Below are 14,538 nucleotides of genomic sequence, written 5' to 3' on the forward strand. Positions count from 1 at the left end.
TTATTTATTTTTTGCATTGTCGTTTTTACGTGGTGGTTCAATGATGCTGATCTGCGGCAATGGCGGTTTCTTCATTCCTTCGCCCAGATAAAAACCCGTATGCGGCGGCTGGTTATAGGCCACATTCTGCCATGCAATACTGAGCCGGTATTGCGGGTCATGCATGAGGGTACAAAACTTATGTGTGGTTGGAATAGTAGTTGTAAAAATGCGCAGCTCCTGGTTATCGCGGGTGCGATAGATCAGTTCTTCGCGCCAGTCGCCAAGGATATCGGCAGAGAGGCAGGGATTTGATTTGCTGCCATTGTTATGTACGCAATTAAAATCCTTTGCATCCATGAGTTTGGCGGTAACGCTGTTTATGTAATCCCATTTACCTACAAAGGAACCGTTCAGGATCTCGCTCAGTACATCGCCATCCCAGTAAATACCCATGTTACAGGCCGGCGTTTTTTCGGCTATTCTATTTCCTTTACAATCGAACAGACCGGTTATGCCGGCGCCGCCAACCCAGCATTCGTAGCCTTTATAACGGGGATCGATATCCAGGGCGCAGGCGCGGCCGGGTCCTTCGCCATCGTCACCTGCCGCAATGGATGGCTTTTTCCAGATCACTTCACCGGTTTTGGCATCGCGGAAATTAGCGCCCGCATCGCCAAACCGTTCCTGTGTACCGAATACTTCCATACCGGGCCGTTCGGGATCGAGGTCAGATACATGCAGTGCATCGGCATGGCCGATACCGGTTGTATACAATCCTTTGCCGTCGTCATCGACGGTCATTTGACCGTATACGATCTCGTCTTTGCCATCGCCATCCACATCAGCTACCGTTAAATTATGATTGCCCTGTCCCGCATAATCAGGATAACCATTTTCAGTATCGAATACCCAGCGCCGGGTAAGTTTTTTGTCTTTATAATCCCATGCAGCGAGTACACTGCGCCCATAATAACCCCGGCACATTACGAGGCTGGGATGTACACCATCGAGATAGGCTACGCAAGCCAGAAAGCGGTCGACGCGGTTGCCATAATTATCGTTGCGGCCATTTCCGCCAGAACCGCCCCAACCATCGACCCGGCCGCGTGCCGGTACATAATCGGTTGTATACAAAGCGGCGCCGGTTTTACCATCGAATACTGTGAGGTATTCGGGGCCTTCGAGTATACGGCCTGAACTGTTCACATAATTCTTTGTTGAATCGCCTATTACTTTACCCTGGCCGTCAACAGTACCATCGGCTGTTTTCATGGCAATCTCTGCCCGGCCATCGCCGTCGAGGTCATATACCATAAACTGCGTGTAATGCGCGCCTTCCCGAATGTTCTTACCCAGGTTGATCTGCCATAAGAATTCACCGTTCAGCGTATAGGCCTGAAAGATGGGCGGATCGGTTATACCACTGTGTGAATTGTCATGTCCCTTACCGGTTTGATGCAGGATGATGTCATAGGCGCCATCGCCATCCAGATCGCCTACGCTGGCATCATTGGGAGCATAACCGGCCGGTGTTTTCAATGGGATCGAAATATAACCGGGCGCCGCAGGTTTTACCGTGTATGGCGGTGAAATTTCTTTTACTTCTTTACCATTTATTACAGCCGCTACGCGGTAGGCATGTGAGTGAGTGGGATCGGCGCCTTTATCTACCCAGGAGGTAACATCTTTGATGAAGTCGGCCAGCTTTTTTTCTTTGCCACCGTTGACGGAGCGGTATACATGAAAGGAAATATTTTCAGGGTCAGTGGCCAGCAACCGCCAGCTTACAAATATGTTCCCTTTTCCATCGGGCATGGCAACTACCCCCCTGTTGAGGTATTCCATTTTGCGTTGTGCAAGCATCGTAACAGGCAGGATCAGCGCAACGAGGCACAAAAGAATTTTATGGCAGCAATTCATATGGCAGTTTATTTTTTGTTCCCGGTTACCAGTTGCCCGTGAACCGGAAACCCATACCTGGTAACAGATACAAAACGATTGAGAAGTGTAATACCCTTACAGCCCGATCAACATATTACCAACCTATCTTTATAAAGACGATCCCCTGCCGTGGGAGTTGCATGTTCAGCAGCAATAAACCACTATTTGGCCTTATTTTAGAAGAATCGACCTGCTTCAACTGTCCTTCTTTTTCAAGTTGCGCTATCTGTGCTGCCGAAGGCTGCTGCGGCGAGCCCATTTTCTTCCATGCCTCATATGAGTTACTATGCGTTTCATCGATGCGGTACTGTTTTATCGTCAACTCCTGCGCGGGTAAACCACTGCATTGTAATTGTACATTGGCCGGCGCACCGGTTGTATCGTCGTCGTGATAATTCCATACCATAACTGTTGCGGTGTTCGTATCCCTGGCTGCAATAGCGCCAATATCAGTTGTTGAATTACGAACGCCCGAATCGCGGATGGTGAATAAAGGGTACATGCGATCGCTTTTTACGGCCACTCTTTTTCCGCTCATCATTCCAAACATCCTGAACACGTTCAATACGGGTTTATCAACGCCATTGGTGGCCAGATCGCGAAAACCATAGAACCAGGGCTGGTTCTCGAATTCGAACGACCAGGAAACCAGCGCCCAGCAGGTTTACATTGAAATGGTCGGCCAGTAAATATTTGCGGGCAAAAGAAGCGGCGGTATAGGAAGAATACATGGTACCGTTGCGATAGCATTCTCGGGATTGGTAGCCATGCCGCAGGCGGCACACCCTTCAGGGTCCGACTCGCCGATCACAATGGGTAAATGACGTAATTCATTGAACGAAGCCACGATCTCGAAACCGCTTGAGATATCACGCAGTTGGTTGCTGATGCCCATACGCACATGCCCGTTCACAACCCGCGGCGCTCCTTTGGCATGAAAAGCAATAAAATCAAGCGGCGCACCGATGGTGCCGCTCACGGCATTGGTATCGCTGATGCAATGTTTCAAAAATGTTTTCAGGAATTCTGCAGCGCCTTTACCGGAAGGGCCGGTAACATGCGGTCCGCCGATACGCGCATTGGGCAAAGCGCGTTTTACGGCATCAGCGGTAAAATCGTACAGTTTACAATACGCTTTTACATTCCCATGAAAATAGCTGCTGTTTGGTTCATTCCATAATTCCCAATACCAGCTTTCTACTTCTTTTTGTCCATACCGGCTTACGCAATGTTTTACCCATTCGTAAATAAGCGTCGCCCATTTTTTATGATCAGCAGGCGGATACGACCAGCCGGTAAAGATCCTGCTGTAAGGTTGCCCCGGCTGCCAATCGTGTTTGTATGGTTTGGGATTGGTTGATAATGTTTCGGGCATAAAACCAATTTGTGCCATTGGTTTCATGCCTCTTTGTATGTAGGTATCAAAGATGCTGTCGGTGATCGTCCAGTTATAAATTGGGTTGCCGCCGGCGTCTTCGGTATAGGCATTGGTAGAACCCCATTTCAGGGCGGCCGTGGCATCGCCGGAAGTCAACAAATTATGTACGCGTACGTAAACCGGTACCGGGCTCAATGCTGCCAGCTCGGACAATAATTTCTTCCCGTCTTTCATATAGGTATAATTCGGTTCATCATAACCGAACCAGGCCCATACGGGTTTCATGTCACCGGTTTCTTTTTCGTAGTTTACCTGAACAAGCGCTTTATCCTGAGTTTCGGCCAATGACTGGCTGTTGGCAGCAGAAAATGCATTACAGGCGATACAGGCAGGTATGGCAAATTTCAATAAATTCAACCGTTTGATCATCTACGCAATCGTTAAGGCTTGTAAAATAAGGGGAAAGTAAAAGGCTACTGTCCTGTTGTGTCCTGCGCCGTGAATGGTGAATGGTCAATGGTCAATGGTCAATGGCTCGCGATAATACAGCATAATATAGGAACTTGGGGCGGCTCAAAATCTTTCACCTTTCGCCTTTCCTAATTACTTAGCAGCTTCTTCAACTCTTTGCCTGTTATTTCAACAACCGTCCCATGCCTGATTCCCTTTGGCATTTCGAGTTTTTCAGATACGTCTGTCCAGTTAACCAGGTCGGTAGAGGTAATGGCCCCATACTGGTGCCGGGTGTACTTATCGAAATATACGATCCATTGACTGCCCTGTTTTAAAACGGTTGGCCCTTCGGCCCAATAGTTACCGGTAATAGGCGCAGAGGGCGCAGAATAGCCGTTCGTACAATTTTTGCTGGTTGCAATGCGCAGGTTCTTTTGCGGCGGATAGCGGGTTTCATCTTTCAGGAACATCACAAAATCCTTCCCGTTCTTCTGAATGGTGGCATCGATCACGTTAAAACCCTGATCGTATAAAATAGCGGCCTTGCTGAATGTTTTAAAATCTTTGGTGGTTACATAGTACATGCGGTGGTTGTACTTGTTGTCGCCGGCGGAATCGCCTTGGGGAAAGCGGCCGGGAATGGTGGTGGCCCAATAGATCATGTATTGTTTTGTGCCGGCATCATAAAAGATCTCCGGCGCCCAGCAATTGAGTGATGCGGGTTCATGTTCCATTACAGGTATAGCCTGTTGTTCACTCCAGTTGATGAGGTCTTTTGAAGAAGCATACCCAATGGTGCGCTCGTTCCAGCTTACCGTCCATACCATATGAAACCGGCCATCGGCTCCGCGAATGATACACGGGTCGCGCATCAGCTTGTCTTTACCGGCTGTAGGCGTTAAAAAAGAACTGTCATTTTTCAATGCCTGCCATTTAAATCCATCGGTACTGTAAGCCAGGTGCAGGCCATCTTCACCATTGCCTTTAAAGTAAGAAAAGAGGTAAACAGGTTTGTTCTTTTGTGCGACGGCGATGGAGATGTGGGCCAGGAGGAGAAGTAACCAGGTTGCTGCTTTCATTATGGAACATCGTTTAGCCGCAATATAACACAAATGACGAATATCAAGTGTCAATTATACAGTAACCGGTTCACAGTTCCAGTTCCAGTTCCAGTTCACAGTTCACAGTTCATAGGTCATAGTTTGTAGTTCCCGGGGCCGCTTTTGTCTATAGCCTGTTGTTCCCGCCTGGATTTACGCTTCGGGCGGGCCAATTGCCAATTGATTACCTGCCAGGCCTTCATTGAACAAATGCAGTTTTGCTGCAATGCCGCCAACCAGGTTTTTAATACCGGCAATAGTTACGATCAACAGGAAGCTAAGAACGAACATAGCGCCTGCCAGCTGAAACGGGTTTATTTCGTTCCAGGCTGGCAGCCCATTACCTACAGGCCACCCGGGTGCGGCAATACCGCGTAATTTGAATTCAATAATTGCCCCGGTAACCAGTAAGGTGTTGAGTAATGACGCTACTACAAAATAAGGCCAGTTTTTTTTCATGGGAAAGGTTGTGTGAATGGTTTATAATAATGGTTAACTAAGGTCTACATGTTGATGTCGTCGTAATATACCAGGAACCACTTGCCATCTTTCAGTTTGAAGCGGCGCTCTACTTTAAAACCGCTTTGATCGATCCAGAACTTTTCGGTGACCATGGAATCGGTCATGGTAAGACTGTGTTTACATTCCGATGTATCGGGATCGAGCGCGACAGGTGTCTTTAAAAATTCCCAGTTCTTTTTTGACCAGCGGGTGTTTTCGAGATCGTTCACACATTGTCCATCTATGGGGAAGGGTATTCTTGAAAGCTGAAAGCCGGAGTCGGAATGAAATTGGGAATTGAAGCTGTCGAATGATTCTGCACCGGGAATATTGTTAAGGCTTGCGATGGTTGGCGGGGCTTGTATTGGCAGGGGCGACTTTTTTTTATCACTCCTGTTGCAGGCAAACAAAACGCTTAATAGCAACGGTAGAAACTGGTAAGGTTTCATAGCTAACAAATTAGGTTTTAGAATAATATCACACCATCCTTCGTTTTATCTAAAACCAAATATTGTTCCTGATCATAAGAATGGGGAAAACTTGTTTGAACGCTGATGGCAGAAAGCTGAAGGCATCAGGCTGAAGGCTTAACGCAGAACGCTGAAAGCTAACTCCCGAATTTCGAACTATCTGGAGTTATTCAAGTGAGAACGCATTTCTTAGACAGGTTTAACGCAGAACGCAGCAAGCGAAACACGAAACGTCAAAAACGCCATAAAGCTGGCGCGGTTAGCATACTCCGGCGCGATACTGGGGGAAGAAAAACATACCAATGACGATCAGGATCAATTCTATGATCCAGATGTAAAGGACCCTGCCTTTTGTAAATGTTTTAACCAGCCAATCAGCGATCAACAGTACCGGTAATGCCGGAGCAAACATGAGCACTGCGATGAAGCTCCAACCGCCTGAGCTGTGCAAACCGGCTAAGCCAACGATTATGCCCAGCAAACAAATAACTGAGGCCAGTATACAGGGAGAAATATAATAAAGCCAATGTTTTGTCATAATAATTGTTCTATATTATAAACCAAGAACTTTTTCCCAAACCTCCTTTACAACGGGAATACCATTGGCGAGATTGCGCTGGCGGGTTTTCATTACCCTTTCGCCGGGATAGGTAATTGATTTCCCTTTATCGGGTTTCGACTGATGATAATCGGAAATGATATTATTCACCACTTGCGCCACCGCTGAATGATTGCCCAGCTTTTTTACATCAATGGCAATGAACACCTGCGATACCGCCATTTCGGTTGGTTGTTTTGATATTTCGTGTACCGATAAACCGCCCGATAATACGGCAGCGAGAATATCGAGCAACAACGATAAGCCTGCTCCTTTCCAGTAACCAATGGGCAATGGCCGCCGCGATTTGCGAATGGCAGATGGATCGGTTGTGAGTTGGCCATTACCGTCAAAACCACCATAAACCGGCAGCTGCTCGTTCTTCATTGCCGCCAGCTCAAGCGCGCCAAACGAATATTGCGACATGGCCATATCGAGCACAATGGCTTCCTGTTCATATGGCAGCGCAATTACAAGCGGGTTATTCCCCAGCTTATTATCAACTGCGCCCCAGGTGGGCATCAGGCCGGTGGTGTTCGTAAACCCAATAAATACAAACCCCGCTTTGGCAGCCTGCCAGCCATACGTACCGCCACGCATCCAGTGATTGGTGTTCGACATGGCCACGCAGCCGATGCCATGTTGTTGCGCCAGTTGCATGGCGCTGTTGGTGGCGTGTATGGCATTGAGCGGGCCGGGCCCGAGGTTGCCGTTCCATTGCTGCACCCCACCCCAGTGATGTTTTAATACAGGTTCTGCCTGTACATTTATGTGCCCTTGCTGTATATATTCAATAAAACGTGGAAACCGGTTCACCCCATGCGTATAAACGCCATCGACGCTGTTGTTAGTGAACACTTCGGCGCATTGCATGGCCTTTTCGGGTGTAAATCCCTGCTTTAGTAAAATAGTATTGAAGCGTTGCAGCATATCGGCTGCAGGTACAGTAATGGTTGGGTTCGTCATTCACATTATTTGAATAGTTGATAACGCGCTCCGATAAAACCTCTTATGCCCTGGTTGGGACCGTAAACATAAGAAGGGTCAAAGGTAAGACCATATGGGTTACCGGGCGTTACCATTGCCTGTCCGCTGGCATCAAACTGTACATTTTTGTCGAACGGGTCGTTGGCTCTTGCAATAATGAAGGGGTTGCCCTTGTTTGGCGTCCAGTTCAGCAGGTTCTTGATTCCCGCATACACTTCAAAACCATGGCCCAGCTTTTTCGTTACCTGTATGTTCTGCAGGCTCCACCAGGGCGACCAGTCTTTACGCGGATCTGCTTCGCTCAGCAATGGCAGGCGCATAGGGCCATACAGGTTGCCGGTATAATCGATCGTGAGGCCAATGCTCCTGAACGTATAACCGATATTCCAAACACCGGTGAATTTCTCGGTAAACAACTGTTGTATTTTCCGGCCGCCTTCTTTCCGGTACACATCCATGGCGGTAGCGCCGGCCAGGATCTTCAACCCTGCCGGAAATAAAACATCTATGTTCAGGGAAATGCCCTGTGATACCGCATGCCCGTTCAGGTTGTCATAGATGATCTTGTTGGGATCGGTATCGTAGTTGGCAATGATCTTGTTCGTGAAATACGTATAGAAAGCCGTTGCATCGAGCCCGATAAACGTGTTGCCTGCATATAATTTCTTTACGAAGTTGATGTTGCCATTCCAGGAGGTTTCGGGTTTCAGGTCATTTATAAAAACAACCTCTCTTGCCCCGGTCAATGCCGCATGGTCTTCGGTAAATACATTGGCCACCCGGTAACCGTTACCCGCGCTTACCCGCAGAATATTGTTCTTGTTGGCTGAATTCCATTTATAGTTTATACGGGGCGTTACAATGCTGCCATGAATGGAGCTGTGATCGTAACGCAATCCCAGCAACAATTTATTCTGTGCATTCAATGCGATTTCGTCCTGTACGAATAAGCCCGGCAAATTGGTATTGGCAGGTTTGTTCTTATCGATATCGACGGCATCTGCCGTAGCCGGCGTGTTGTCATCATAGTAAGTGTAGCGATAGGTTAAACCGGTCAACAGGTCATGACGGCCCGCGGTTTTAAACCAGGTGAGCTGGCCAAAACCAATATACTGATCGGCCATATACGACGTATTGCCATAAACGCTATTCTGATCATGCCCATTGGCGCTTAACTGGAACATGATCTTTTCCTTTACTGGTAACTGGTAGGTACCAAACAGTTCCCACCGGTTTGTATAAATGCTTTCGCCATACACTTCATCGCCGCCGCGGTATTTTCTCGCCCAGTTCATTTCCCCGCCCCAGCGGTCTTCATAAATATAACGGCCCGCCAGCGAGAACTCCCGGTTCTCCTTTCTTTCAAAATTCCATTTATTAAAAACCGACACCCGGTTCTGTAAGGTTACGTCAGTAAAATTATCGTTATTGTTATCGACCCTGTTCTGATAATTGAAATAATTGACGCCCCATAATGCGAGCGCCTTGTTGCCTACATTTGTTTTTATAGCCAGATCGGCATTTACTTCACCCCAGGTAGTACCAAACACATCTGCAGAAACAAGCGGAGCGCTGCCCGGTTTTTTGGTAATGATATTGATCAACCCGCCAACGGCTTCGCTGCCATATAAGGTTGATGCAGGCCCTTTTACAATTTCAATCCGCTCAACCAGCGCCTGCGGAATTCCGCTCAAACCGTACACCGATGATAACCCGCTTACAATGGGCATACCATCAATAAGTACCATGGTGTACGGGCCTTCCAGGCCGTTTATATGAATATCGCCGGTATTACAGATATTACAGTTCAGTTGCGGGCGTACACCGTTAACCGTTTGTAAGGCATCGAAAAACGAAGGAACGGGGTTGGATTTAAAAAAGCGCGCAGTATATACTTCTACCGGAACAGGGCTTTCGAGCTTCGACATTTCTTTCATCGTTCCTGAAACCACCACTTCATTCAGTGAATTGTCAATAGCCCGGGTCAATACAACATCGTGTATAATTTCATTTTTATCGACAATGACATTTTTTTTATAAGGCCGGTAACCAAGAAAACTTACCTCCATTTCCCAGTTGCCGTATGGCACCTGCTCCAGCCTGAATTTGCCGGTGCTGTCAGAGGCGGCTCCTTTTTGTAATTTGGGAATGGTAATGGTAGCAGCCCCTAAATGACCGCCATTTGAACCGGAGATCGACCCGGTTATAGCCCCGGTTTGGGCTGAAACCGAGAAACAGGTAAGTATTAAAAAAACAGGTAAAAAGACTATAGTAGATCTTGACATTAATTTCATTTTATAAGGCTAAAACTATGATTCGGCATTACAAAAGTAATATGTTAGATTGGTCTAACAAAATTATTTCGTCAATGCGATTGCCATTGTTGACTAATAAATTCATTTAATTTGCCTTATGATCTCACAGACAGAGGAAAACTACCTGAAAGCGCTTTGGAATATAATCAGCAATAAGGGGGAAGCCAGTGTGAACGAGCTAAGTAAACAGCTCGAAATCAAAATGCCTACTGTGAACAGCATGATGAAAAGGCTGGCCGAAAAAGGGCTGGTTATTTATGAAAGTTATAAACCGCTCAAACTCACCGATAAGGGGAAAAAACAGGCGGCCCTGATCATCAGGAAACACCGGTTAACCGAAATGTACCTGGTTGAGAAAATGGGGTTTGGCTGGGAAGAAGTTCATGACATTGCCGAGCAGATAGAACATATACAATCGCCCGCATTTTTTGAGAAAATGGATGAACTGCTGGGCTTCCCCAAGGTTGACCCGCATGGCTCCCCCATTCCCGATAAAACCGGGAAAATTGAAGCAGAACAGTATATCAGGTATATTAAATTAAGCGACTGCAGGGAGGGTGATACGGTGACGTTTATGGCTGTGAGCCATTCTTCAGATGACCTGCTGAAATTCCTTAACAGCCGCGAGTTATCGCTTGGCTCCAAAATAAAGGTAAGATCCATTGAGCCGTTCGACGACAGTATGACCGTAAGTTATGGGGGCAGAAAAGCAGAAATGCTGAGCAACAAGGTGTGTGACAAACTGCTGGTAAGGCCGGCCTGAGGGTAGTTGCCGAAGGCCATCAACATGTACTAATAAATTATTACAAAATAAATTAATTCAGCCGTACACTCCTTATCTTTTTACCGTTTTTATCGTACTGCTCTACGTTTATTACCTTACCGTTCATATCGTACCATTTTACATGACCTACCGGTTTTCCCTTTTTAAAAGTTCCTTCTACCCGTTTTTGGCCGTTCTTGTAATAATCCGCTTTATTGCCTTCACACCGGTTATCACAATACAACCAGTCACCAGGTTCCAGATCATCGCCATACCCGGTTATCAGCACGGGAAACATAGCCCATGACTGAACCGTATCCCGGTAATCGGCAAAGGATTTGAATTCAACTTTTGGCGGTTCAACCCCTGTATCTATTTCGGAGGAAAGTAGAAAATAGGTCCCCAGTTTGGTAACGTAACAAATACCATTGTCATTCGACCTGAAGGTAGTATCTGAATTGGATAATGAAAACCTTTTTACCTGTACGAGCCGCTCTTTACAAACAGACTTTTTGTGGCAGGTATACTGCAGTTCCTGGGCCTGGCCGTGCACATAACTTTGAAAAAGGGTAAACAGTAAAAGCAAACTTCTGGTGGTTATTTTCAATCTATCTGGTTTCATGGCGTACGTTCAATTAACAATAACGCGAAAATATTGCACATCTTTTATGTATATATGAAATAAACGTAAAAAAAAAACATCCCGGCTTTGCCGGGATGTTTTTTTTGCAGAACGCTGAACACTAACCCCGAAATTCGTGCTGACCGATAAATTTCGAAAAACCTGAAATCCGGAGTTTATCGTTCCGCGTTAAGCCTTAAGCGTTTTGGCGTTTAGCGTATAATGAATTTATATTTACCCGAACCGAGTTTAAATACCTGCCGGCCATTCTGATAGCCCAGCGATTTTATCTCCCTGCGCATTGCAAGCAATGAATTGCTTTCCATAATGGTTTTATTCGGCGGAGTTGGCAGATAAACCGTTGCAGTTGTATTTACCGGAATATGGAAGGTAAATACGCGGAATGAATACTGGTGGTCCCACTCACAATACACCCTTCCGTATGGTGAATTGAAGGATACGTTTCCTTTATCGAGGCCCAGAACCGGCTCCGGAGCCAGGATCAGGTTCTTATAGGCTACAGAAGAATCTTCCTGTTTTAACCCACCTACGCCATCGAAGAACCATTGCATCAGGTGACCCAACATCAGGTGGTTGTTCGATTTTGTATCCAGCGCCTGCCATGATTCGGTCAAAGCCGTTGCGCCTTTTTTCAGTTGGTAACCATAACCGGGCACCTTGTCGTCGCTGTTCATATCGTATACCATTTGGGCCGCCCCGTTCTTCGTTAACCCATCAACCAGGAAGTGGAAACCTATATCACCGGCTGTAAGTGCGCTTTCGTTGGTAATGATATCGGTTTTTAACTGGTCGAGCACGCCTGCCTTGTTGGCTTCTTCAACCAGCCCCACTGCCAGCGGCATTGCCATAGCGGTCTGGCTGCCGGTTGCATATTTTTTTGTTGCTGCATCGTAGAACTTAGCGTTGAAGGCTTTCTTTACATCGGCAGCCCATGTTGCGTACTGGCTTACTTCAGCAGTTTTGCCCATCAGTTTCGCCATTTTCGATAACAGGTCGAGATCGTAATAATAAATGGCTGTGGCGGTAAGTTCTTTTGGTGTCAATTGAGCAACGCCGGGCGGGTTAGGTCCCAGATCGTACCAGTCGCCCAGGCCATGCGACAGAATATGTCCGTTGGCTTTTGACTTCAGGTAGCTAACATATTTCGTCATCATCGGCCATGCGTCCTGCATAATGGTTTTGTCGCCATACCACTGGTACATGAGCCAGGGGAGAATTACGGCAGCGCTACCCCACTCCGGTGAGTCGCGGAACAATTCATCGAATAAAACATATTCCGGAGCGATAGTAGGCACCAGGCCATTAGCCGTTTGATCGGCCATCATATCGGCCACTATCTTTTTGTAAAGGCTGTAAATATCGTAGTTGAAATGGATCGACTCACCCATCAGATAGGTTTGCTCGAGCCAGCCCAGTTTTTCGCGGTGCGGACAATCGGTTAAAACACTTTGCATATTGCTGCGAATGGCCCAGTCGATCAGCGCATAGGTTTCGTTCATCAGGTCTTCCCTGCTTTCGAACTTACCTATTTGTTGTGCCGAATTGCGGGTATGCAACATTTTGATATCGGTGATAACCGCCTTTAGTTTTTTCCCTTTAATGGTATCGGGCGCGGCGTTCGAAACTTCAGCATACCGGAAACCATAATAAGAGAAGCGGGGTTCCCATACTTCCTCACCGGTACCTTTCAGCGTATAAGAGTAGAGGTAAGGTTTGCCGCTGTTTTTCTGGTTAACGCGTTTTTCCTCGTTCAGCAATTCGCCAGGGAATATTCTTACCACCTGTCCTTTTTCACCACGTAAGGTTATTCTGATGATACCGCTTGCGTTCTGGCCAAAATCGACAAGTACCGTAGTATCACTGTTCTTCTCGGTTTTTTGTGCAGCGAAGGTAGCCATCACTTTCACGGGTGTACCGGTTTCGGCAACCAGTTTACCGCCGGGCGCTTTCACAACAACAGCCGTTTTCCAGGCACCGTCGTTGAAAGATGCTTTATCCCAGCCATCCTGTTCAAGGGTAGCGTTGTATTCTTCACCGGCATAGATGCTCGAAAAGGTAATGGGGCCGGGCGCCGTTTTCCAGCTGTTATCGGTGATCACTTCCGATTTAGTACCATCGGTATATTCAACCAACAGTTTCATGATCATTTTAGGATTGCCGTATGCCAGCAGGGTTTTGCGATAACGCTCGTTGGGAACGTTATAGAAACCATTTCCCAGCATTACGCCAATGGCGTTGTTGCCGTTGGTAAGCTGACTGGTAACATCGAGCACGTTGTACAAAACACGTTTATCGTAGTTGGTCCAGCCGGGCGCCATAAACTGATCGCCCACCTTAGTACCATTGATATGCAGTTCATACTGACCCAAACCGGTAATAAAGGCGGTTGCTCTTTTAACCGGTTTGCTGATGGCGAAGTTTTTCCGCAGTAAAGGCAATACGTGATTTCCGCTTACTGTGTTTTTATGCTCTTTGCTGCTGCCGGGCGCATGAATACCGGGCACAATACGTTTGGCTGCGTCCAGTTCATCATAACCGATCCACTGCGCATTGCTCCAGTCGGCAGGTTGCATTAAACCAATTGTAAATTTAGCGGTGTCGCTGCTCCATTCAGACATTTGGCCCTGGTTGTCCCAAACCTGTACTTTCCAGTAATAGGTTTGCCCGGCCTGCAGGGGTTTTCCGGCATAAGGGATCCAAAGCGATTGTTCGCTGGCCACTTCCTTGGTATCCCAAATATTACCGGTAGCGAGGTTAAGCTTCGACAGATCGTCGGCTACCAGGATGCGATATTTGGTTTGCATAACAGCACGGCCCGTGCTTGTTATCTGCCAGCTTAAGCGCGGCTGCATTGTTTCAATACCGGCCGGATTGGTTAAGTTTTCAACACGGGGATTAACCACAACGGGTCGTGGTGTTTGTGCGAAAACGGGAACAATGCCAGTCAGTACCAGGAAGGAGGCGATGAGTGTACGTTTTTTCATATTGCCTTATAAGATATTGAACGGGTTTTATTTTAACGGACTGATCTCCTGAACAAAATATCCAGTTGGAAAACGTCAATAGTTATCCATTATTATATTGTAACAAAAACAGTAAACGTAAAAATACGAATACAGACATAGTAATAATATCAAAGGAATGTGATAGTGCCGACTGTCATCAACACCGGGCGGGCCAAAATAGTAATAAAATCGGGAAACGGCAAATGGGCAAAAAGGCAACAAGGCATCGAGGCAACAAGGCATCGAGGCAACAAAGCGGAAAATATCGAAGATCGAACCGCAGAACGCCCAACGACGAATTAGATACAATTCCTTCAACATTCTACATTTACGCTTTTCTCTTTTTCATTCCTAATTCTTAATTTTTCGTTTCTCATTTCCCTGTATTCCACTTCTACATTT

10 protein-coding genes and 1 pseudogene are annotated in these 14,538 nt (G+C 46.8%); 1 reads left to right on the plus strand and 10 read right to left on the minus strand.

Annotated features, from left to right (window positions below):
- The 8 genes and pseudogenes from A4R26_RS10205 to A4R26_RS10240 all read right to left on the minus strand — a co-directional run bounded on the left by A4R26_RS10205 (position 1) and on the right by A4R26_RS10240 (position 9,695).
- Positions 1-1,902, minus strand: a complete 1,902-nt coding sequence (locus A4R26_RS10205; RefSeq protein WP_081163682.1) for a rhamnogalacturonan lyase — start codon at positions 1,900-1,902, stop codon at positions 1-3.
- Positions 1,903-2,017: 115 nt separating this feature from the next.
- Positions 2,018-3,730 (minus strand): annotated as a pseudogene (locus tag A4R26_RS10210) (GH39 family glycosyl hydrolase).
- Positions 3,731-3,900: 170 nt separating this feature from the next.
- The gene (locus A4R26_RS10215) at positions 3,901-4,833 is read right to left on the minus strand and encodes a glycoside hydrolase family 43 protein (protein ID WP_081163683.1); all 933 of its coding nucleotides are present in this window, start codon (positions 4,831-4,833) and stop codon (positions 3,901-3,903) included.
- A gap of 174 nt (positions 4,834-5,007) precedes the next feature.
- Positions 5,008-5,313, minus strand: coding sequence for a hypothetical protein (locus tag A4R26_RS10220; RefSeq protein WP_081163684.1), 306 nt, complete (start codon positions 5,311-5,313; stop codon positions 5,008-5,010).
- Between the two features lie 44 nt (positions 5,314-5,357).
- Complete coding sequence (locus A4R26_RS10225) at positions 5,358-5,804, minus strand: hypothetical protein (RefSeq protein WP_081163685.1); 447 nt, start codon at positions 5,802-5,804, stop codon at positions 5,358-5,360.
- Between the two features lie 280 nt (positions 5,805-6,084).
- A complete protein-coding gene (locus A4R26_RS10230) occupies positions 6,085-6,363 on the minus strand; it encodes a hypothetical protein (RefSeq protein WP_081163686.1) in 279 nt (92 codons plus the stop codon).
- A gap of 15 nt (positions 6,364-6,378) precedes the next feature.
- Positions 6,379-7,389 carry a 3-dehydro-L-gulonate 2-dehydrogenase gene (gene yiaK / locus A4R26_RS10235; RefSeq protein ID WP_081163687.1) on the minus strand — a complete coding sequence of 337 codons (1,011 nt, stop codon included), beginning with the start codon at positions 7,387-7,389 and terminating at the stop codon, positions 6,379-6,381.
- Positions 7,390-7,394: 5 nt separating this feature from the next.
- Positions 7,395-9,695: a TonB-dependent receptor gene (locus tag A4R26_RS10240; RefSeq protein ID WP_278248415.1), complete on the minus strand. Its 2,301-nt coding sequence runs from the start codon at positions 9,693-9,695 to the stop codon at positions 7,395-7,397.
- 127 nt (positions 9,696-9,822) lie between these two features.
- On the opposite strand from A4R26_RS10240, the gene A4R26_RS10245 reads away from it, so the two are divergent.
- Positions 9,823-10,488 carry a metal-dependent transcriptional regulator gene (locus A4R26_RS10245; protein WP_081163689.1) on the plus strand — a complete coding sequence of 222 codons (666 nt, stop codon included), beginning with the start codon at positions 9,823-9,825 and terminating at the stop codon, positions 10,486-10,488.
- A 52-nt stretch (positions 10,489-10,540) separates the two neighbouring features.
- On the opposite strand, the gene A4R26_RS10250 is transcribed toward A4R26_RS10245, so the two are convergent.
- Both A4R26_RS10250 and A4R26_RS10255 read right to left on the minus strand, forming a co-directional pair.
- Positions 10,541-11,110 (minus strand): toxin-antitoxin system YwqK family antitoxin, encoded by a 570-nt coding sequence (locus A4R26_RS10250; protein ID WP_133054617.1) that lies wholly within the window; start codon positions 11,108-11,110, stop codon positions 10,541-10,543.
- Between the two features lie 212 nt (positions 11,111-11,322).
- A complete protein-coding gene (locus A4R26_RS10255) occupies positions 11,323-14,115 on the minus strand; it encodes a family 78 glycoside hydrolase catalytic domain (RefSeq protein WP_081163691.1) in 2,793 nt (930 codons plus the stop codon).
- Between the last annotated feature and the right edge of the window lie 423 nt (positions 14,116-14,538).

Origin of the sequence: Niastella populi (assembly GCF_002078015.1) — a bacterium.
Taxonomy (GTDB): domain Bacteria; phylum Bacteroidota; class Bacteroidia; order Chitinophagales; family Chitinophagaceae; genus Niastella; species Niastella populi.